Here is a 20719-nt window from a genome sequence, read left to right as displayed (position 1 = left end):
TTTCACACTTTCGGTCTGTCAGCTGCCGGTATTTGCTTTCAGAACCCTGAGGAAATTTTGGTTAGCTATTTTTTTTATGTCAGATTTTGAGTAGCCTCTTTTTCTCAGCTCTTTGAAGATTTTAGGGTAATCCGATACGTCGTCAAGCTCTTTAGGATACGACTCAGCCCCCTCAAAATCGGCTCCTATTCCAACATGATCCACGCCGATCAGTTTCGCGATATAATCAATATGATCAACCAACAGCGATAACGGCGGACGCATGTTTTCATATTCGGCCGGATGCTTTTTAAGCAATACGCCTTCAGCCTGGGATTGCGGATATAGCTTCGATAATGAATCTCTTTCCGCCTGGTGTTCCTTAAAAAATGCCTGCAGTTTCCTGTTGTACGTACTGTCGATAAAGCCGCTATAAAAATTAACGAAGACGACGCCGCCTTTAGCGGCTATGGCTTTGAGCTGATCATCTTTCAAATTTCGCTGGTGCGGACAAAGCTTAAAAACACTGCTGTGCGAAGCAATTACAGGCTTGGTTGAAGCGCTGATCGCGTCATAAAAAGTTTGTTCGCCTACGTGAGAAATATCAACCATCACTCCCAATATATTTAAACGGGTTATGACTTGCTTACCGAAGTCGGATAGACCTTTATGCGGCAGATCTTTTTTATTCACTTCGTCAGCCGCGGATGTCGCCCATGAAGTGCTGTTGTTCCAGGTTAAGGTAAGGTAACACATTCCGCGTTTTTGCAGACTGTCTATAAAATCCAGATTGTCGTCTATCATGTGGCCGCCTTCCACCCCGATCAACGCAGCCATCTTTTTATCAGATATAATGGATTCTACTTCTGAAGAATTTCTTGCAAGCTTAATTTTAGAAGGATTCCGGTTAATAAGTGCGTACAGGGAATCGATTTCCCGGTTGGCATATTTAAAATTACCTGTTTCGTCACTCCAGATAGAAAATACCTGGCCAGTTAATTTGCCTTTTCCTGCCTTCACGAGATCGAATTGCTCACCTTCATTTTTAGCGAGATCTTTACCAGATGTTAGCTGATTGGATATAACATCATTATGGGTGTCAATAACTTTCAATTTGTTTTTTTGCGCTTGTGCTGAGATAGAAAATAGGAAAAGCAATGCTGCTATTAACTTGATTTTGATTTTCATAACGGGTAAATTGTAAAATAATAAGCCAAACTAAAAATGAAATTCGGAAAATTTAAGTGGGTTGATCTGACAGTTGAAAACGCTGAAGAAGTCAAAGAATTTTACTGCCAGGTTATAGGCTGGAAATCAAACGAGATGGACATGGGCGGCTATGCCGATTATCTGATTTCTAATGAGAGATCAGCAGAACCGGTAACTGGAATCTGCCATAAAAAAGGCACAAATGAAAAACTGCCGTCTCAATGGTTAAATTATGTAACGGTTGAAGACCTGCAAACCGCATTAAAAAAGTGCACGGATCTTGGCGAAAAGCAATTAACAGAAATAAAAGGCTGTGGACCCGGAATGGCTTTTTCTGTAATTCAGGATCCGGGTGGTGCCTATTTAGCGTTAATGGAAGAAAAAGAATCACAAGCATGAAAGCCAGCCTTAAAGACTCGCTGGAACTGCTTGATAAGCTTCCGGATCGCTTGTTTCATCGTGTTATGAGACATGGAACTATGTCCGTTGAAATTTACAAGCCCAATGAAAAGGATTTGCAAACCGCCCACAGGCAGGATGAAATTTATATCGTTATCAGCGGAAGCGGTAATTTTATAAATGATGGCAAACTAACTAGTTTTCTGCCCGGTGATGTGTTATTTGTTCCTGCTGGCATTGATCACCGCTTTGTGGATTTCAGTTCGGATTTTGCCACCTGGGTGATATTTTACGGGCCAATTGATGGCGAACAAGTTTAGGTGAGGTTCCGGTCTCGGAACCATACATCGTCAGGCGTTGCAACAAACCCGGACATTTTAGCGACCAGTGTTTCCGGATCAGTTTCATTGATAACAAGTTCCCTGTTATTTCTTTTGAGAAAACGATTTTCAACCATCACATCCATCTGTTTCAATAAAAAATCATAATACCCGTTCAAATTAAGTATTCCTACAGGGTTGTTATGCAAACCCAATTGCAGCCACGTTAACACTTCAAAAAACTCTTCAAGCGTACCGAATCCTCCGGGAAGCATTATGAAGCCGTCTGAAAGGTCCGCCATTGTTTTTTTGCGTTCGTGCATGTTCTGGGTAATGACCAATTGAGATAAACCGGTGTGTGCAACTTCTTTATCTACCAGAAACTGCGGAATTACACCAACAACTTTTCCGTTTCGCTTTAACACTGCATCGGCCAGCAAGCCCATCACTCCCACGTTCCCGCCGCCATAGATTAAGGTAATTTGGTTATCTGCCAGGCAGCCAGCCAGTTTTTCAACGGCATTGGCAAGAGCCGGATCATTATTGAAATTCGCTCCGCAAAAAATACAAACTGAATTCATTCAACAAATATGAAGAATTCAGGACATAAAAAACAAAAAAGGAGGCACAAGGCCTCCGATTCACCACCTAATAAATTATTATCTGTTCAACAGGCCGTCGAACGTTATTGCTACATAATATAAACCTCCCAACGTCGGGCCTCCGGCATACTGTATATATCGTCTGTTCAGCAAATTAGTTCCGCCAGCCTTTATGAATGCTTTATATTTTGGCAAACGAAACGTTGCCTGCGCATCAAACGTGTGGATTGCAGGAACGCTTCCTGTAACCAAAGGGCTTTCCCATAAAAAGGATTCCTGCCATTTATAAACCACGCTAAAACCAAGATTTTTTACGATTTCGCGATTTCCGAATGATAAATTTGTCGACCATTCCGGCGTATTGAATCCTGTTACAAATATATCGCTGCTCTCATTTTCCTTCATTTTGTTGAAGCTGACGTTACCGGCGACAGTGAATTTCTTATAGAAATTATAAGTAACTCCTAATGCCGATCCGTAGTTGTTATAATCGTTTTTAGCATTTGTATAAACACGATAACGATCCTGTCCATTGCTTGCAGCATTTCCGCCGCTCGCAACTGTAGCATCCCGGTTACGGTCAACCATCGCAATAACAGCCGCATCCGATCCTACCGTTTCACCTTTCGGCACAAACACCTGAACTTGTCCAAGGAAACCGCTGTAACGATTGCTATATGCGTCTAAATCAATTACGAGTTTATTGTTCAAAACAATGGCCTTGTAACCAGCCTCGAATGAATTGATTTTTTCAGGACGTGCGTCAGGCAAATTAGCAACCTGAAGTAAGCCTTTGTTTGCAAGTGCGGCTGCATCTGTGTTTCCGGCGGCTTTAACCGCAGCGTTAAAATTTACAACCGATGATTGTGTGTAACTATTGTCGAGATAACCCAGGCCTTCATTAATGTAAGGCAAGCTTCCAACTCGTTTTACCCGACCGTTATTCACATAAGATAACGCTTCAAATAAGGCTGGAAAACGATAGCCCTGCTGGAAAGTAACACGGAAATTATGGTTTTCAACCGGCGAGAAGACTGCAGCTAAACGCGGAGTAAATTTCGGATCGAATTCAGGATTATAATCAAAACGCAGCGAGCCAAAAAGCTTCAATTTTTCGTCAAAAAGGGTTTTTGTGGCCTGCGCGAATGCTCCGAACTTCTTGTAAGTTACATCGTCACCAAAGCTGCCGTCTGCCAGGGGCTTGTTACGCTGATCTATTGGCCGGGAGAAATCAACGAAATTATTGCCGTCGGGAATAACATCATAAACCCGCGCATCGCCACCGATTAATAAATCAAAAATCTTTACTTTTTTAGACAAATCCCACTGCGCTTCCGCGTTGAACATGCGACTTTTTTGAATTAAAGCAGCTCCACCAGTCTCCGGCGCATCGGGAATTGTACTTGATTTGATATCCCAGTTATTGATATTTCTGATGGTATTTTTAAGATCGTTAAAAGCCTGCGTTCCCGGAACAACTCTACTGGCATCAGCAATCTGGCGTGCGTACTGGGTTGCTGCAGCAAGATTAGCTGATGTTAATGCGCCTCCGTTTTCTGTGGCGTAAGCGTTCAAGGCGTTTTTGTACTTTGTAGACCATGCGCTGCCACTTCCTCCGCTGTAAAGATCCATGTTATCCGCCATTGGCTTTACGTTGAACGAATCACCGGTATTTTCAAGCGACAGGTAAGTGCGCACAAGAAAGTTATCTCCTTTTAATTCCAGTTTATGATTTTGTACGATCACATTATCGAGCTGGACCTTGTTTCCACGCTGGAAAACACCATCCATTTTGCCAATCCGGTATGAATAAGATAATTCGGCATGGTCGCTAACACGATAATGCAATGCAGCGTCAAACTTCAGATTGTCGACTTTCGGATTTACAATATCACGTTCCCAGTAACCGGTACGTCCAACTGTTAATGTCTGGTTGGCTTTACCGTCAATTGTTAAACCTGTTAGTGAAACTGTATTACTCCCTGCCAGGGCATCATCGCCATATTTATTCCAGCCATCGAAAACAATGTTATTTGGACCGTCTAATGCAGGATAAGCAGGATTTGCAGACTTCAGATTATTTGGATTTTGATCCAGGCGAGTGTCCGATATCCAATCAATTCCCTGCATATAGCTTCCATTAATTTTAAACGCCCATTTGTTGTTGAAAGCTTTAGCATAACGAAAAGCGGTTTCGGTTAAAACGCCGGGATCATGGTCTTTTCCATCAACGTGATTTACACCAGTCTTTTGGTAAAAACTTAATCCCTGGTAAAGAAAAGGACTTTTCGTTAACAGGTTTGCCATACCATTGATGGCATTCATTCCGTAAAGAGCGGAAGCAGCACCGGGAGTAATTTCAACACTAGCTATGTCGAGTTCCGTTGGACCGATCGCGTTTCCAAGAGGAACCCCCAGAGTTGCGGCTTGCATATCAACCCCGTCAACCAATTGCATAAAGCGAAAGTTGTTCGGAATGTTGAATCCGCGTGTATTAGGAACTTTAAAAGTAAGACTTGAGGTGGTCATCTGCACTCCCTTCACATTTTCAAGTGCATCGTAGAAACTTGGCGCCGGGGACTCACGGATGGCGCGGATATCCAGTTTTTCAATGGCAACAGGTGATCGAAGGATGTTTTCCTCAACACGCGAAGCAGTTACAACCACTTCTTTCCCGAGCTGCGTTTGTGTAACTAATTCGAAATTCAATTTTGATTCCGGACTTTTCACTTCAAATTCCTGGCGCTGGTAGCCAATACTGGAAATAACCAATGTAAATGGGTATTGAGCCCTGGTCTTTAAAACAAAAACGCCTTTATCGTTTGTTGAAGTGCCGGCTACAGTTCCTTTAATAGTTACGGTTGAGCCCGCCAGTGGCTCTTTTGTTGTTTGATCTATGATCGTTCCGGAAATTTGGATTAGATTATTACCCTGGCTGAAAGCAGCGAGATTGATAAGGCTAAAAGTGATCAGTAGTATAATTTTCAGATCATACTTAGTTTTTTTCATTAGTTTGTTAGTGGTTAAGTTGTGAATGAGTGAGTTAATTGTGCATCGTTATCGGCAGCAACAACACTCATTTTGAACGTTTAGATTTTTATATTCAGACATACCCTATAGATTTGGTAGGCAAATATAAAAAGTGAAATTGGAATGGCAAATAAAAATTGAAAGAGCTCTTTTTCATGTCACTTGTAATTACAATCTAACTGTCTATTGCCTCGATAACGTTATTTTTGCACATTCAATCAGAAACATGATTAATAATATCAACGTTATCGCCTTCGATGCTGACGATACCCTTTGGGTAAATGAACCTTATTTCCGTGAGACAGAAGAACAATTTTGCTTGTTGCTGGAAGATTTTCTTCCGGGACACAGCACTGCAAAAGAGCTTTATCGGACCGAAATCGCTAATCTTCCTTTATATGGTTACGGTATTAAAGGTTTTATGCTGAGCATGATCGAGACTATTTTAACCGTTACTGAACACAAAGCAAGTCCGGAAGTAATTAGTAAGGCGATTGAACTTGGAAAGGCTATGCTCAACAAACCCATCGAGTTGTTAGAGGGCGTGGAAGATGCACTAAAAGCGCTGCACGGAAAATACAAGCTGGTCGTTGCTACAAAAGGCGATTTACTCGACCAAGAAAGAAAGCTTGAGAAATCTGGGTTGGCCCATTATTTCCACCATATCGAAATCATGAGCGATAAACGCGAAAAGGATTACGCCAAATTGATCAGGCACCTGGATTGCAAACCCGAAGAGTTTGTTATGGTAGGTAATTCGTTAAAATCGGATATACTTCCTGTCCTTGCTATAGGCGGTCACGGGGTACATATTCCCTATCACACTACCTGGCTTCACGAAGCTGTTGAACATACTATTGAACATCCGCAGTTTTACCCATTGGAAACCATCTCCGAATTCACTGTCAAGTTAAACGCATGAAAACAAAACTAGACCTTCAAACCTGGAACAGGAAAGACCACTTCCAATTCTTCAACACATTTGAAGAACCATTTTTTGGCGTCTGTGTTGAAATGGACTGCACCAGAACTTACCAACTTTCAAAGGAGTCAGGTGAATCCTTTTTTATTTTATATCTGCACAAAGCACTCGCCGCTGCAAATGCAATTGAGTCTTTTCGTTACCGAATCATCGACGACGAAGTCTGGAAATATGATGAGGTTCATGCTTCGGCTACAATTAACCGGCCCAATGGTACGTTTGGCTTTTCATTTATCGATTTCCACCCTGATTTTACCGATTTCAAGAAATTGGCAACAGATGAAATAATACGGGTTCAGAATAGTGAGGGATTAAAACGATCGGGCGCCGGCGAAAATGTTATCCACTTTTCCGCGTTGCCCTGGATTAAATTTACTTCCTTATCACATGCCCGGAACTTTCAGTACAAGGACAGTTGTCCTAAAATATCCTTTAGCAAAACGACTAAAACAAATGGAAAAGTCATGATGAACATTTCAATACATGTTCATCATGCGTTGATGGACGGGTATGAGGTCGGACTTTTTATAGATGAGTACCAGAGGTTGTTGAATTTGTAGGCTTTAGACATCACTGGAAATCCCTTTAAATTGATTAGTAGATTATGATCTTTTGATTGTAAGACATGTCGAAATCAGAACTTAAGTCATTAAGTTTACGTTCATTGAAATTCTCTTTTTCATAAATATACAAGCCCGAAAATTTCAGATCTGTTGAATTATAAGTAAATGCGTCAAAAAAATTAGAAAAGTCAGGAAGTTTGTATTTAAAATATTTTGCTGTTGACGGTGATAAGATGTTCAGTGAAAAACTTTGATTATTAAAAAAGGCTGAATAGTAGCTGTAAGTTCCTTTTATACTTATATCAATATCGCTTAGGTAGCTTCCGCCAATTTTCGCAGATGCATTAATTGGAATAAAGCTCGAAGGTATTTCTGGCTTATTGTAAGTGTTGATATAAGTTAGGCTATTTTTTATGCAGCTCATAAACACTGCGTACGTTTCGAATTTCTCCTTTGGAATAAATATATCGATCCGATCTCCCATGGTATTTCCTTCATAGACTCTGTAACCATCATTATATAATTTGTTTGGTCGTGCATAAATTGAAACGCCACACTCCGTTCCTCCCATCATAATAGTTTTCTGAACTGGAGTTTTAGAACATTTGTCTGGATTTATAATGATATTTTTTGAACCTTTTTGGATGTCGAAAAAATCATACTGAGTTATATTATTCTTTTTAACCTGCAGATATAATTTACTATCAGAACTATAGGAATAATTCTGTATTTTAAGAGAAGTTGAATCCGGTATAAAATCGAAATTTTGAGAATTCTTATTTGTAGAGATGATTAATTTTTCAAAAACAGATTGTTTTGCCATACTAACTTTAAATTGCCCTCCGCTTGGAGCCATTTTCAAAAAGTATGATTTACCCATTTCAAGTATACTCCCTTTTTTTATCTGTATAAATCCGGTTACTATAGGTTTTAAGCTTTCCTTTGAAAAAGCTATTTTAAAAATATTTAAACGGTCCTTTGAAAAATCGCCGTTAGAGTACAGTTTTACTATTTGTGACTTTGTTGTAAATTCCGCTGAACTTAAAATCGATCCATTCTCATCCGCCGCCACAAAAATTGCTTTCTTAAAATTTGTCAACACATACGGACCACCGTCTATAGTTACAAGAAGCTTTTTTGCCTGATCATGATATTCAAATGGCCCAAAACAAACTTCGATTGAAGTTGCATCCTTTTTATTAACAATCAGGTTGTAGTGATTATTTTTTTTCACCGAAACTGCTTTTTTATAGCCTTGATCTATTGCTGTTGATCTAAAAGACAACGCCCCTTTTGTTCCGCCCTTTACGTAGAGAAAATAGAACCCACTACTTAAGCCTAGCCTAAAATTTTTAGAGCCGCCTTCTTCTTTAAAGGTTGGAATAGTTCCATCTTTGACGTAATCCTTATCTATTGTAATTAGTCCGTCGTTGGTTGTTACCGTAAGGGAAATTGCCTCCTTTTTTGTAACAGACAACCCTTTTAAAGTCGCTTCGAACCTGAGAAAAGTATCTGCCAGTCCATAACATTTAGGTTTCAATGTAATATCGTATTTACCACTTTTAAGATTTCTTTTATAAGCATTTATATCTTTAATCTCCAGACTATCCTGTATATTATTAATTGTAGAGTCGTTTTCTATTTTATATTCAAATTCAATTAAACCTTTACCCCCGAGTACATTTCTCCATGAACTTTTTATAAAAGAGGGAAAAGTAACTGAAGATATTTCTATACCTGCGGGGTCTGATTTATCGTTAGAAAAATATTCCTTTTTACAAGCGGCTATTAAAAAAACAGAACAAAAAAATAACAATCGTTTCATTTAGATTAAAATTATTTTAAGAAAATATGTTTTATTAAAAAATTCTAAAATTTGTTAATCTAATTTAAATAGTTGTTTTAAAAATTTGCTACACAAAAAAAGCCACAAATAAGTGGCTTTGATCTTAGAAAAACTTAACTGCTTACCTCGAATAATTCGGTGCTTCCTTAGTAATCGTAATATCGTGCGGATGACTTTCGCGCATTCCGGCTGCGGTGATCTTCACAAATTTTGCACGCTGCAGTTCGTCAATTTTAGCGGCTCCGCAATAGTGCATTCCGGCTCTTAATCCGCCCAGGTACTGGAATATAACTTCAGCGAGTGTTCCTTTGTATGGTACACGACCGACAATTCCCTCGGGAACCAGTTTAGTTACTACATCTGTTTCGTCCTGGAAATAACGGTCTTTTGAGCCCTGCTGCATGGCTTCAATAGATCCCATGCCACGGTATGACTTAAATTTACGGCCTTCATAAATAATCGTTTCGCCCGGCGACTCCTCCACTCCAGCAAACAGGGAACCTGCCATAATCGTGCTGGCACCGGCCGCGATTGCTTTTACAATATCGCCTGTTTGTTTGATACCACCGTCGGCAATAACCGGAACTCCACGGTCCTTTAATGCTTTGGCGCATTCGTAAACGGCAAATAACTGGGGAACCCCTACTCCTGCCACGATACGCGTTGTACAAATTGAACCTGGCCCGATTCCGACTTTTACAGCGTCAGCACCCGCGTCAGCCAACGCAATCGCTGCCTCTGCAGTTGCTATGTTACCTGCTATAACCTGCAGATCAGGGAAAAGTTGCTTAACAGCTTTAACCATATCTACAACGCCCTTCGAATGCCCATGAGCTGTATCTACCGTAATCACATCAACTCCGGCTTTTACCAGCGCTTTAACGCGTTCCAGGTTGTCTGAAGCTACCCCAACAGCGGCTCCAATACGTAAACGGCCATGCTCATCCTTACAGGCGTTAGGAAAATTTTTGACTTTTTGGATATCCTTATAAGTGATAAGTCCGATCAGGATATTGTTTTGATCAACGACTGGCAACTTTTCAATCTTGGTGTCCAGCAGAATTTCCTCTGCCTGAGTAAGAGTAGTTCCTTTTGGCGCGGTGATCAGGTTATCTTTCGTCATCACTTCACGGATTGAACGCGTCATATCCTTTTGGAAGCGAAGATCGCGGTTTGTTAATATTCCCGTTAGTTTATTCGCGTCGTCAACTACCGGAATGCCACCGATGTTAAAATCACGCATGATTTTGAAAGCGTCGCCAACAGTTGAGTTTTCATGCAATGTTACCGGATCCTGGATCATGCCGCTTTCAGAACGCTTAACTTTGCGAACTTCCTCCGCCTGTTGCTGGATGGTCATGTTTTTATGCAAAATACCAATACCACCGGCTTGCGCGATCGCGATCCCGAGTTTTGCTTCAGTCACGGTGTCCATTGCAGCCGAGATAATCGGAATGTTCAGACGAATCTTTCTAGTGAGATACGTACTGGTATCAACATCACGTGGTAAAACTTCAGAATAAGCCGGGACTAATAAAACATCGTCGTATGTAAGACCTTCAGCGACGAATTTTTCGGGATCAAGTTGCATGGCAAATACGTTTTAGGAACTATTATTTGCCGGGCAAAGATAAGAAAGTTATTTAAAAGTTGAAAATGATGATTGCAGAATTACATAATACATGGTATAATTTAACATCGATGTGATATAGGTAACGAAAAGATTTTTAGTTACCAATTTGTAAACAGTAGAATTTGAAGCGCAAAGTCATATCACCTATTATTGTTTGTTCCCGCTCTGCGCTTTTACTCCTCACACATCCGCGCAAATCCATGCTTCGTTGTGGGTAACCGCTGCGATCGGGACTAAAATTCAAATTTCCAACAATCATTAAAGTTAGTCGACCAACATAGCAGCATTATAAAACCATTTTAAACCTGGGCGAAGCGGATACCGGCCAGGTGGTTAAGGCATTGCGTAGTATGAGCAAAGCACAGGGCCGACTTTAATTGAAATGCTGCACTTGCTTTTCCAAATGTTAGAATGAGTTAATTTTCGCCTAAGAGATTAGCAAATAACTAAGATAAAATTGAACTATACATGCGTTAATAACTTACCAATTAACATGATATCCTCCTAGTTCTTCCCAACTATAACCTTCACAAACTCATCAAAATTCAAATACTCATTCGCCAATTCCATCAGTTTCTCCGGCGTAATTGTTTTGATGGTCTGAATATAACGGTCATAATATCCGTAATCAAGGCCGTAGAAGTAAATATTCTTAAACTTATCGGCGTGAGAAAAAGCATTTTCCAGCGAGCCGAGCAGCGATCCGAGCATAAAATTTCGAACCAGCCCAAGCTCATCATCCGAAATTTTTTCGGCTTTCAGCAAATTAACTTCTTTCTCGATTTCTGTTAATGCAGCCTGACAAACGTCAGTTCCGACTTCACTGGCGATGAAAAAGTAACCGCTTTGTTCAAGGGAAACCAATGCCGAGCCGATTCCATAAGTAAAGCCTTTATCTTCACGAATGTTCGCCATTAGGCGCGAGCCGAAATATCCTCCCAGAACGGTGTTCAGAACTTGTAAACCAGCAAAATCGGTGTGCGACCGGTTAATGCACGCTTTCCCGATCCGGATAGCTGACTGGATCGAATCAGGACGTTCTATATAGATTTCCTTGCGGGTAACCAATGGAAAATGGCTGCTAATTTTTGTTTCAGACATTTCGCTGCTATTATCCTTACCGAAAAATTGTTCAAGTAAACGGATTGCATCATCTTCCACTTTTCCTGAAACCAGCAATGTGCAATTAGCCGGTTTGTATGAATTTGAGAAATAATCGACCAAACTTTCACGGCTTAACTCGTCATATTCAAATGCTTCCGTTTGGTGCCCGTATTGTGTATCTCCAAAAATCGCTTTACTGAAAGTGCGCCTTCCAACTATATCATTCTTTTCAAGCATTACGCTTAATTTTTGGCGTTGATTGCGTTTAAAAATCTGCAATTCTTTTTCCGGAAAAACCGAATCAGTCACAATGCTTTTGATTACCGGCAGGATATTTTCAAGGTGCTTATTTAATGTATAAACGATAACTGAGGAAAAATCGTAATTATTCTCAGTCTGTAAAAAAGCGCCGTAATAATCGACGTGATTGGCAATTTGCGAAGCCGTAAGCGTGGAAGTTCCTTCGGTAAGCATGGAATTAACAGCGGATGCCCGCAAAGGCTTGCTGTAATCCCAGTTTACATTTTTGAAGATAAATTCGAGTTTCAAAATATCCTGTTCACCGCCGCTAACGACAAAGGTTTTCAGGCCATTTGAAAACTCAATCGGCTTTGCTTCTATAAATTCTATATGTTCAACCTGCCTGAATGCAGGAGCTTCGGTTCTGTTAATCATTTTCGGCTAGATAATAAAGTGTCGAGGAATTTTCCTTGCTGAATACTTGTTTAGCGCGGTCTTGAATAGCGGTTGCGTCGACTTTTAGATATTTGGCAGTTTCGTGATTGTATCCGTCGGCGTTTCCTAACAGCTCAAAATAGGCGAGGTTCATGGCTTTGTCAAGCAAATTCATCTCAGAAAAAACCATGGTCGATTCCATTTTATTTTTCACTTTGGTAAGTTCATCTTCCGGAACCAGTTCATTTTTTAATTTCTCCAACTCGTTCCAAACAGCTTTCTCTGCATCATGGATATCAATTCCCGACAATGGCTTCCCCTCGACAATGAACAATCCTTCATCCAGGCTTCCGGTTTGATAGGCATGAACTTCACTGAATATTTTTTGCTCCTTTACCAATGATGTATGTAAGCGGGAAGAATTTCCTCTCGACAAAATATCCGAAATCAAATCACACTCATAGTGCCCTTGATCGATTCGCGCCGGCACATGAAACGCGATATAAAGATCGTCAATCGGCACTTTTGCTTTTATCGTTTCATATCTTGGCTCGGTTTGCCGGTCTTCCTTAAGCAAATCACGCTGATACTTCTCTCCTGCCGGGATACCGCCAAACCACTTTTCAGCCAGTGTTTTCACCTCTTCAGTGTTCACATCTCCGCCTACAACCATAATCGCGTTTTGCGGATTGTAATGCTTTTTGAAGAATGCCTTTACATCTTCAATTTTGGCATTTTCGATATGTGATATTTCTTTGCCGATAGTAGCCCAACGGTAAGAATGTTTTTTATAAGCCAGCGGGCGAAGCTTTAACCACACATCGCCATACGGCTGATTCAGATAGCGCTGCTTGAACTCCTCAACAACTACGTTTCGCTGAACTTCCAGGCTTTTTTCGCTGAACGCGAGATTTAGCATACGGTCGCTTTCGAGCCAAAAAGCTGTTTCAAGGTTCACTGCAGGAAGTGTTACATAATAATTTGTTATATCATTGCTGGTAAAGGCGTTATTTTCGCCGCCAACGCGTTGAAGAGGCTCGTCGTAGCTTGGAATATTTATAGATCCGCCGAACATTAAATGCTCAAATAAATGGGCAAAACCGGTTTGTTCCGGATCTTCATCCCTCGCGCCGACATCATAAAGTATATTGACAACGGCCATTGGCGTGGTTTTATCCTCGTGTACTAAAACGCGCAAGCCGTTAGCAAGTGTAAATCTGTTAAACTTAACCATGGAATATGTTGGTTATAAATTTTTTGAGCAGCAAAGTTATATATTTTGATGAAAGTGGAAATTGATAGGCAACTTGCGGAAATTTAATTTTAAGTAATTTTATCGCCTCAAATTAACATATGGACTTTTCAATTTCCGGAAACCTGGTCGACATCGCGCAAAAACGAATTTACCAGGCAACCATCATCGTTAAAAACCAACGGATCGAACGCATTGAAAAACTAAGCGATGATATCGATGATAGCCACCCTTTTATCTTACCTGGTTTCGTAGACGCTCACGTCCATATTGAAAGTTCGATGCTGGTTCCTTCGGAATTCGCCAGACTGGCAGTGGTGCATGGCACTGTCGGAACAGTAAGTGATCCACACGAAATTGCCAATGTTTGCGGAATGGAAGGTGTGGAATTTATGATTGATAACGGCAAAACCGTTCCTTTTAAATTTAATTTTGGCGCTCCCAGCTGTGTACCGGCAACTGTCTTTGAAACGGCTGGTGCCGAGCTTAATCCCGATGATGTAGAGTCTTTACTAAAGCGCGACGAGATTAAATACCTGTCTGAGATGATGAATTATCCCGGCGTTTTATTTGGCGATGCCGAAGTTTTAAAGAAAATCGCCGCGGCAAAAAAATACAATAAGCCAGTCGACGGCCACGCACCGGGATTAAAAGGTGATGAGGTCAGAAAATACATTGAAGCCGGAATAAGTACAGACCATGAATGCTTTACGGAAGTTGAAGCTTTAGAAAAACTACAGCTTGGAATGAAGATTCTGATCCGTGAAGGAAGCGCTGCTAAAAATTTCGAGGCACTGATCAATTTGCTGAACGATTTTCCGGACAGCATAATGTTTTGCAGCGATGACAAACATCCTGATAGTTTGGTTGAAGGTCATATAAATAAGCTCTGTGAACGTGCAGTTGAAAAAGGAGTTGACGTTTTCAAAATCTTGCAAGCGGCCTGCATAAATCCCGTAAAGCATTACAAATTGAACATCGGCTTATTACAGCCAAAGGATCCGGCAGATTTTGTTTTAGTAAAAGATCTTACTCATTTCCAAACACTTGAGACCTATATTGACGGCTTGCTGGTAGCAAAAAACGGCGAAAGCCTGATTAATACAACTGAAGCTGAACCAATCAACTTTTTCGATTGCAAAACCAAAAAGCCATTTGATTTTGGCGTTGCGTCCGATCTCGACAGTAAGAAAACATTAGTCATCGAAGCACTTGACGGACAATTAATCACTAATAGGCTTGAGTTCGAATTAACTGCGAAAAGCGGTTATGTACAAACTGACTTGGAGAATGATATCTTAAAGATCGCGGTGGTCAACAGGTATCATGATGCCCCGGCTGCTATCTCGTTTATCAAAAACTTCGGCTTAAAAACCGGCGCTCTGGCATCTTCCGTGGCACATGACAGTCACAACATCGTTGTTGTAGGCGTTGACGATGAAAGTATTGCTGAAGCTGTAAATCTGATTATTGAAGCCAAAGGAGGTGTAAGCTGCGTAACCGGCATAAAGAATTCCATTTTACCGTTACCCGTGGCCGGCCTTATGAGTACCGCTGATGGTTATGAGGTTGCAAAAAAATACACCGAGATCGATTTGATGGCAAAGGAATGCGGCTCGACGCTCTCATCTCCATTTATGACATTGTCGTTCATGGCTTTACTTGTGATACCTAGTTTAAAACTAAGCGACAAGGGCCTTTTTGACGGCGACAAGTTTAAACTTTTAGATGACGCTTTTGCTTCTTAAATAACAATTACACTAAGTATCTTTGTGCTGATGAATATTTCCGAGCTGCTTAACCGCGCCTTGAACTTTGATTTCCTTTCGCAGGAAGAAGGCGTTTACCTGTTTAAAAACGCTGCGACCGCCGAACTGATGTACGTAGCCAACGAGCTTCGAAAAAAACAGGTTCCTCATGGCAAAGTTACCTGGCAAATTGATCGCAATGTTAATACCACCAACGTTTGTATCGCGAATTGCAAATTTTGCAACTTCTTTCGGCGCCCTGGTCATGAAGACAGCTATATAACTGATATTGAAACATATAAGCAAAAAATAGAGGAAACATTCCGATATGGCGGAGATCAGCTTTTACTTCAGGGTGGCCACCATCCCGATCTCGGTCTTAGCTTTTATACCGATCTTTTCAGCAAACTAAAAGAACTTTATCCTACACTAAAACTGCATTCTCTAGGCCCTCCCGAAATAGCCCACGTTTCTAAACTTGAAGGCATGTCGCATTACGATGTGTTGAAAGCTATGAAAGAAGCGGGTCTTGATTCTCTTCCGGGAGCCGGAGCTGAAATATTGAACGATCGTGTTCGCAGGCTTATTTCAAAAGGAAAATGCGGAGGGCAAGAATGGCTCGACGTAATGCGTGCCGCTCACAAACTGGATTTACCTTCTTCAGCTACCATGATGTTCGGACATGTGGAAACTATTGAAGAACGGTTTGAACATTTAGTTTGGATACGCCAGGTTCAATCAGAAAAACCCGAAAGTTCAAAAGGATTCGTGGCATTTATCCCTTGGCCATTCCAGGATGATGGAACTTTATTAAGAAGGCTTCGCGGAATTACAAATAACGTAAGCGGCGACGAATATATCCGGATGATTGCTTTAAGCAGAATCATGCTACCAAACATTAAAAACATCCAGGCATCATGGTTAACTGTGGGAAAACAGGTTGCCCAACTCTGCCTCCATGGTGGCGCCAATGATTTTGGTTCAATTATGATTGAAGAAAATGTTGTTTCAGCAGCAGGAGCGCCACATCGTTTCACAGCAAAAGGAATACAGGAATCGATTAAAGAGGCCGGCTTTGAACCACAACTTCGCGATCAGCAATACCGATGGAGAGATGTTCCTATCGAGATCGAAGAACAGGTAATCAGTTATTAATAAATAGAAAGAGCGGGAATTCCGCTCTTTCAACCACCAACTATTTACTAAACTATAAAAAGTCCGGCGATGGCGAGCACCGCATCTTTTGTAAGCGGCTCATCAAATGCCTCAGCCGCGGCGCTTTGCGAAATATTCCCGCTCGCTCCCATAAATCCTGTAACATTGACGTTTGCTTGTGTTGTATTTTGTTCACCCGCGTAAACTGGATTTACAGCGGCTATTCCGGTGTCATTTCCATTAGCGGTATAAGCAATCCATGGCTTAAGCGCCGAAGCTCCGCTCACATTCGCTGCAACCATTTGCCTCAAGTGTGATGCATGGCGCGCTTCAACCGAATGGATATTTAAAGCAGCCGTTAAAACAACCTTATTTCCTTTTAAATTACCAGCCTGGCCCTTATATGCACGCACGCCGGTATCTTCGAATGCCAAAGCAACTTTCAAAAACGTTTGATAATTGCTGAACACGTCAGGAAAAGTATTTTTTGCTGTAAAATCAAATGTCGGTTTCGATACTGCGGCCGAACCAAGTACCGATTTCAGAAAGGCAACATGGTTAGCTTCATCCTTCGCAATCTGAGCCAAAGCAGTCGCGCCTGCACCGGCAGGAATTAATCCGGCAGTTGAGACACCGGTAGCATAATACTCGGCTTCAAGGTATTCCAGCGTTAGCGCAAAGTTTAACACATCGTTTACTGCGGTTCCGCTGGTTTGCCCGTAAGCTTTTTTAAATAAGGTTGAAAAGGCAAACGGCAAAGCGGCAACGGCTACTTTTGAGCCAAAAGATGTAATATTTTTTATCGCTGCCCTTCGTGGACTGATTCTGTCCTGGAATTCCGGGTCAACATTTTCGATTTCGTCGATTATATTAAATAAGTTCATGTCTTGTTAGTTTAAGATGGAAGATCGTTAGCATTTATTTTTGTCTTGATGTAAGCACCGGCTATACCCAGAACTTCCTGAGGTGAGCGCGAAGTGTCTAAACCGGTTGTCGGATTAACCACATCTGCACCGGCAAATGACCCGTTGCTGATTAGGTCGCGGATGTAAGCCGCGTGTCGCGCTTCAACCGATACTATTTTTCCGGCCAACGTGAGGTAATCTCCGTTTTCGATCAGGTACCCTGCGCCGTTGTAAGCGGAAACGCCCAGGTCTTCAAACGCTTTGGCTGTAGCAAGTACATTAGCCTTGCTATTGAAATTGATCGAATCAAAATTTACTTCTAATGAACCGATAGCATTGGTTCCGAGAGCCGTCTTGAAAAATTCGCGGTGAGCTATTTCATGATCACGGATATCCGTGATCAATGCCTTTTCGGCCACTGTCCATGAACTATCACCACCAAACGAAGCTACTGCCTGAGTGTAAAACGCCGCTTCCAACTGCTCTAAAGCATAGGCGTAATTTAAAATGCCGGTATCGCCCCGGCCAAGGTAAGCCTCTGCACCGTTATTGCCATCGTGTGATTTTTTACAGCCAGCAGCTATTAAAGCAACGGCTGCAGTTGCAGCTCCCGCGTATTTAATAAATGAGCGTCGCTGAACGTTAGCGGTAAGAAAGTCACTATTATCATGACTAACGATTTCTTCCGCTTTAGTTAAGTTTTCCATAATTAATTATTTAGTTGATTTAATTGATATGGATTACTTACGACAAAAAAATTCCTACGGATTTCTTTAATTAATATTTTGAAGCCTGCTAAGAATTAAAATACATTTGGGATCAAAATTCAACAACATTGAATAACCTACAGTTAGAAATCGAAGCGGTAATTTTTGCTTCGGATCAAAGCATCAGTATCGAAGAAATACAGCAGATACTAGCCAGCTATACGGAAAGTACCATCGAATACGATATTGTCCAGGAAGCGATTAATACGATTGAAAAGAAATATGCCGACAATAGTATGCCTGTTGAGCTTACTAAACTGAACAAGGGCTACCAATTTCTCACAAAGAATAAATTCCATTCGGTCATTAATCAGCTTCAGGCGCATCGCGCGAAGAAAAAGTTAAGCCAGGCCGCTTTGGAAACTTTAGCGATCATTGCGTACCGCCAGCCAATCACAAAACTTGAAATCGAACAAATACGAGGCGTCAACTGCGATTATACAATTCAAAAACTTCTTGAAAAAGAATTGATTAGTATCAGTGGAAAAGCAGACTCGGTCGGAAAACCTCTGTTATATAGTAGCAGCCCACTTTTTATGGATTATTTCGGAATTAATTCAATCGCTGAGCTGCCACAATTAAAGGACATAGACAAGCCAGAAAACGAAATCGGCGATATTTCTGAATAATTTTAATTTCGATTTTTACGGCGTCTGATTTCTTATAAATTTGCTGACATAACGCTCGAAAAATCAAACTTTTATTTTTTTTTAAAAAACGGAAATTTTTAAAATCTTAGTATTTTTATATAGATGAAATAACTTGAAAAATTGATTTCATGAAAACACCAAAAAAGACCGACAAAAAGATTACAACAAAAAAATCGCTGCCAATTGATAAAGGTGCAGAAAAGACAGCTGATAAGCCGACTAAGCGTTTCCAGAACGATGATGACGATGATATGGATATGGAAATGGACGAAATTGGAGGTGGTGGCTTTGATCATTATAACGATTATGACGACGACGACGATTATTAACTAAAGAATTGCATAAAAAAAGCACCCTCCTATCCGGGTGCTTTTTTTATTTTAGCCGTTCCAATTTGCAAAGCATGACAATCGTTGAAGTTTCAGATAAAAAAACAAGAAAGCAGTTTCTTCAAACTCCTCAAAAAATATATAAAAACGATCCGGTATGGGTGTCGCCGCTTGAAAATGATGTTGAAGCAGTTTTTGATCCTTCAAAAAACAACTTTCATCAGCACGGTAAAATCACCAGGTGGATTTTAAAAAACGATAAAAACGAACTGATAGGCAGGATCGCCGCCTTCATAAATAACGAAAAGGCTTATTCAAACCCGGTGCCAACTGGCGGAATTGGCTTTTTTGAATGTATCGATAATAAGGAAGCAGCATTCTTGTTATTCGATACGGCAAAAGAGTGGTTGATAAAAAATGGCATGCAAGCCATGGACGGCCCGATTAACTTCGGAGAGAATGATACTTTCTGGGGTCTGTTGGTTGAAGGATTCACACACCCGTCTTTTGGGATGAATTACAATCCTCCATACTATTATCAATTCTTCAAAGACTATGGTTTTGAAACCTTATATGAGCAGATAACCAATCATTTGGATGTCAATAAGCCATTTCCGGAACGTTTCACCAAAATAGCCGAATGGGTTGCAAAGAAACCTGGCTACGAATTCAAGCACCTTGACGTAAAGCAAATAGACAAATTTGCAGATGATTTCATGGAGATCTATAACGATGCATGGAAGGACTTTCAAAGCTTTGTTCCCATTAATAAAAAAACGATAAGGGAGAGCTTTGAGAAAATGAAAATCATCATGGACGAAAAGCTTATATGGTTTGCCTATGTAAACGGGCAGCCCGCTTCGTTCGTAATCATTCTTCCTGATGCTAACCAGATTATTAAACCTCTAAAAGGAAAACTGGGAATAATTGAGAAATTGAAATTTCTTTACTACCGCTGGAAAGGCGTATCTCGGATGCGTGCGATCGTGATGGGAACAAAACAAGATTTTCAGAAACATGGTTTGGAATCTGCCATGTTTATAAAATTGAAAGAATATGTTTTGCCGTTAAAGCAGTACGAAGAGCTTGAATTATCGTGGGTAGGCAATTTTAATGACAAAATGCTAGCCATACATGAAGCCACCGGCGCCACGTTCGGAAAAAAACATTTAACATTACGTAAGCAGTTTTAATAAAAAACTCCGCTCAACACGGAGTTCTTTATTTAAGCAAGTACTTTGGTATGTCTCAGTTCTTCATACAAATCGATGATTTTTTTCTGTAATGAAATTACTTCTGTTTCTCGATCTTGTAATTTGGTGGTTAACGTTTCTAACTCCGACTGATACTTCTCTTGCTCTTCGGTATCATTAAAAGTTAGCAGCTGTACAACATTCATTTCGAATAATGTTGCAATTTGCTCTAAACGAGACAAGTTTACATCAGTGATACCTGTTTCGATTTTTGAAAATGCAGGAATGGATATGTCTAACCGTTTCGCCACATCCTCCTGACTCCATCCTTTTTGATGCCTCAAAAGCCTGATTTTTTTTCCTAGCGTTTTCATTCTA

General features: G+C 40.7%; 19 protein-coding genes. 9 read left to right on the top strand and 10 right to left on the bottom strand.

Annotated elements, in window-relative coordinates:
• Nucleotides 1–18: 18 nt before the first annotated feature.
• On the bottom strand, nucleotides 19–1167 hold the full coding sequence (locus GS399_RS04605; protein WP_160843424.1) for a dipeptidase: 1149 nt from the start codon (nucleotides 1165–1167) through the stop codon (nucleotides 19–21).
• A 36-nt stretch (nucleotides 1168–1203) separates the two neighbouring features.
• Here GS399_RS04605 and GS399_RS04600 point away from each other — a divergent pair, with 36 nt between their 5' ends.
• On the top strand, nucleotides 1204–1587 hold the full coding sequence (locus tag GS399_RS04600) for a VOC family protein (protein ID WP_160843423.1): 384 nt from the start codon (nucleotides 1204–1206) through the stop codon (nucleotides 1585–1587).
• Nucleotides 1584–1907 carry a cupin domain-containing protein gene (locus GS399_RS04595; protein ID WP_160843422.1) on the top strand — a complete coding sequence of 108 codons (324 nt, stop codon included), beginning with the start codon at nucleotides 1584–1586 and terminating at the stop codon, nucleotides 1905–1907. The genes GS399_RS04600 and GS399_RS04595 overlap by 4 nt, the downstream gene beginning before the upstream one ends.
• Here GS399_RS04595 and GS399_RS04590 read toward each other — a convergent pair.
• Both GS399_RS04590 and GS399_RS04585 read right to left on the bottom strand, forming a co-directional pair.
• Nucleotides 1904–2488, bottom strand: coding sequence for an LOG family protein (locus GS399_RS04590; RefSeq protein ID WP_160843421.1), 585 nt, complete (start codon nucleotides 2486–2488; stop codon nucleotides 1904–1906). The genes GS399_RS04595 and GS399_RS04590 overlap by 4 nt on opposite strands.
• Nucleotides 2489–2566: 78 nt before the next feature.
• Nucleotides 2567–5518, bottom strand: coding sequence for a TonB-dependent receptor (locus GS399_RS04585; RefSeq protein WP_160843420.1), 2952 nt, complete (start codon nucleotides 5516–5518; stop codon nucleotides 2567–2569).
• 247 nt (nucleotides 5519–5765) lie between these two features.
• Between GS399_RS04585 and GS399_RS04580 the strand changes: the two genes are divergently transcribed.
• On the top strand, nucleotides 5766–6461 hold the full coding sequence (locus GS399_RS04580; RefSeq protein WP_160843419.1) for an HAD family hydrolase: 696 nt from the start codon (nucleotides 5766–5768) through the stop codon (nucleotides 6459–6461).
• Nucleotides 6458–7081, top strand: coding sequence for a chloramphenicol acetyltransferase (locus GS399_RS04575; protein WP_160843418.1), 624 nt, complete (start codon nucleotides 6458–6460; stop codon nucleotides 7079–7081). Before GS399_RS04580 ends, GS399_RS04575 begins: the two co-directional genes overlap by 4 nt.
• A 34-nt stretch (nucleotides 7082–7115) precedes the next feature.
• Here the strand turns inward: GS399_RS04575 and GS399_RS04570 are convergent, their stop codons facing one another.
• From GS399_RS04570 to GS399_RS04555, 4 genes are all read right to left on the bottom strand, one after another.
• Nucleotides 7116–8909, bottom strand: coding sequence for a hypothetical protein (locus GS399_RS04570; protein WP_160843417.1), 1794 nt, complete (start codon nucleotides 8907–8909; stop codon nucleotides 7116–7118).
• Between the two features lie 142 nt (nucleotides 8910–9051).
• Nucleotides 9052–10521 (bottom strand): IMP dehydrogenase, encoded by a 1470-nt coding sequence (gene guaB, locus GS399_RS04565; RefSeq protein WP_160843416.1) that lies wholly within the window; start codon nucleotides 10519–10521, stop codon nucleotides 9052–9054.
• A 546-nt stretch (nucleotides 10522–11067) separates the two neighbouring features.
• Nucleotides 11068–12342: a M16 family metallopeptidase gene (locus tag GS399_RS04560; protein WP_160843415.1), complete on the bottom strand. Its 1275-nt coding sequence runs from the start codon at nucleotides 12340–12342 to the stop codon at nucleotides 11068–11070.
• Nucleotides 12335–13576, bottom strand: coding sequence for a M16 family metallopeptidase (locus GS399_RS04555; RefSeq protein ID WP_160843414.1), 1242 nt, complete (start codon nucleotides 13574–13576; stop codon nucleotides 12335–12337). The genes GS399_RS04560 and GS399_RS04555 overlap by 8 nt, the downstream gene beginning before the upstream one ends.
• Nucleotides 13577–13695: 119 nt before the next feature.
• Here GS399_RS04555 and ade point away from each other — a divergent pair, with 119 nt between their 5' ends.
• Together ade and mqnC are read left to right on the top strand one after the other, a co-directional pair.
• A complete protein-coding gene (gene ade, locus GS399_RS04550; protein ID WP_160843413.1) occupies nucleotides 13696–15342 on the top strand; it encodes an adenine deaminase in 1647 nt (548 codons plus the stop codon).
• 30 nt (nucleotides 15343–15372) lie between these two features.
• Complete coding sequence (gene mqnC, locus GS399_RS04545) at nucleotides 15373–16497, top strand: cyclic dehypoxanthinyl futalosine synthase (protein ID WP_160843412.1); 1125 nt, start codon at nucleotides 15373–15375, stop codon at nucleotides 16495–16497.
• A 47-nt stretch (nucleotides 16498–16544) separates the two neighbouring features.
• On the opposite strand, the gene GS399_RS04540 is transcribed toward mqnC, so the two are convergent.
• Nucleotides 16545–17381, bottom strand: coding sequence for a ferritin-like domain-containing protein (locus GS399_RS04540; protein ID WP_160843411.1), 837 nt, complete (start codon nucleotides 17379–17381; stop codon nucleotides 16545–16547).
• A gap of 11 nt (nucleotides 17382–17392) precedes the next feature.
• A complete protein-coding gene (locus GS399_RS04535) occupies nucleotides 17393–18109 on the bottom strand; it encodes a ferritin-like domain-containing protein (RefSeq protein ID WP_160843410.1) in 717 nt (238 codons plus the stop codon).
• Nucleotides 18110–18237: 128 nt separating this feature from the next.
• Here GS399_RS04535 and scpB point away from each other — a divergent pair, with 128 nt between their 5' ends.
• The 3 genes from scpB (at nucleotide 18238) to GS399_RS04520 (ending at nucleotide 20341) form a co-directional block, all read left to right on the top strand.
• On the top strand, nucleotides 18238–18798 hold the full coding sequence (gene scpB, locus GS399_RS04530; protein WP_160843409.1) for an SMC-Scp complex subunit ScpB: 561 nt from the start codon (nucleotides 18238–18240) through the stop codon (nucleotides 18796–18798).
• A 149-nt stretch (nucleotides 18799–18947) separates the two neighbouring features.
• Complete coding sequence (locus GS399_RS04525) at nucleotides 18948–19148, top strand: hypothetical protein (protein WP_160843408.1); 201 nt, start codon at nucleotides 18948–18950, stop codon at nucleotides 19146–19148.
• A gap of 74 nt (nucleotides 19149–19222) precedes the next feature.
• A complete protein-coding gene (locus GS399_RS04520) occupies nucleotides 19223–20341 on the top strand; it encodes a GNAT family N-acetyltransferase (protein WP_160843407.1) in 1119 nt (372 codons plus the stop codon).
• Nucleotides 20342–20373: 32 nt separating this feature from the next.
• Here the strand turns inward: GS399_RS04520 and GS399_RS04515 are convergent, their stop codons facing one another.
• The gene (locus GS399_RS04515; protein ID WP_160843406.1) at nucleotides 20374–20715 is read right to left on the bottom strand and encodes a helix-turn-helix domain-containing protein; all 342 of its coding nucleotides are present in this window, start codon (nucleotides 20713–20715) and stop codon (nucleotides 20374–20376) included.
• Nucleotides 20716–20719: the final 4 nt, after the last annotated feature.

This window comes from Hufsiella arboris (assembly GCF_009834875.1).
Classification (GTDB): Bacteria; Bacteroidota; Bacteroidia; order Sphingobacteriales; family Sphingobacteriaceae; genus Hufsiella_A; species Hufsiella_A arboris.
This window is presented reverse-complemented; position numbering and strand designations above follow the sequence as displayed.

Bases quoted from the DNA above. Each gene is read 5' to 3' on its own strand.
- GS399_RS04560 (WP_160843415.1), bottom strand. From the start codon at position 12,342: ATGATTAACAGAACCGAAGCTCCTGCATTCAGGCAGGTTGAACATATA.
- ade (WP_160843413.1), top strand. From the start codon at position 13,696: ATGGACTTTTCAATTTCCGGAAACCTGGTCGACATCGCGCAAAAACGA.
- GS399_RS04520 (WP_160843407.1), top strand. From the start codon at position 19,223: ATGACAATCGTTGAAGTTTCAGATAAAAAAACAAGAAAGCAGTTTCTT.
- GS399_RS04575 (WP_160843418.1), top strand. From the start codon at position 6,458: ATGAAAACAAAACTAGACCTTCAAACCTGGAACAGGAAAGACCACTTC.
- GS399_RS04515 (WP_160843406.1), bottom strand. From the start codon at position 20,715: ATGAAAACGCTAGGAAAAAAAATCAGGCTTTTGAGGCATCAAAAAGGA.
- GS399_RS04570 (WP_160843417.1), bottom strand. From the start codon at position 8,909: ATGAAACGATTGTTATTTTTTTGTTCTGTTTTTTTAATAGCCGCTTGT.
- GS399_RS04555 (WP_160843414.1), bottom strand. From the start codon at position 13,576: ATGGTTAAGTTTAACAGATTTACACTTGCTAACGGCTTGCGCGTTTTA.
- mqnC (WP_160843412.1), top strand. From the start codon at position 15,373: ATGAATATTTCCGAGCTGCTTAACCGCGCCTTGAACTTTGATTTCCTT.
- GS399_RS04585 (WP_160843420.1), bottom strand. From the start codon at position 5,518: ATGAAAAAAACTAAGTATGATCTGAAAATTATACTACTGATCACTTTT.
- GS399_RS04535 (WP_160843410.1), bottom strand. From the start codon at position 18,109: ATGGAAAACTTAACTAAAGCGGAAGAAATCGTTAGTCATGATAATAGT.
- GS399_RS04540 (WP_160843411.1), bottom strand. From the start codon at position 17,381: ATGAACTTATTTAATATAATCGACGAAATCGAAAATGTTGACCCGGAA.
- guaB (WP_160843416.1), bottom strand. From the start codon at position 10,521: ATGCAACTTGATCCCGAAAAATTCGTCGCTGAAGGTCTTACATACGAC.
- GS399_RS04580 (WP_160843419.1), top strand. From the start codon at position 5,766: ATGATTAATAATATCAACGTTATCGCCTTCGATGCTGACGATACCCTT.
- GS399_RS04525 (WP_160843408.1), top strand. From the start codon at position 18,948: ATGAAAACACCAAAAAAGACCGACAAAAAGATTACAACAAAAAAATCG.
- GS399_RS04595 (WP_160843422.1), top strand. From the start codon at position 1,584: ATGAAAGCCAGCCTTAAAGACTCGCTGGAACTGCTTGATAAGCTTCCG.
- GS399_RS04600 (WP_160843423.1), top strand. From the start codon at position 1,204: ATGAAATTCGGAAAATTTAAGTGGGTTGATCTGACAGTTGAAAACGCT.
- GS399_RS04605 (WP_160843424.1), bottom strand. From the start codon at position 1,167: ATGAAAATCAAAATCAAGTTAATAGCAGCATTGCTTTTCCTATTTTCT.
- GS399_RS04590 (WP_160843421.1), bottom strand. From the start codon at position 2,488: ATGAATTCAGTTTGTATTTTTTGCGGAGCGAATTTCAATAATGATCCG.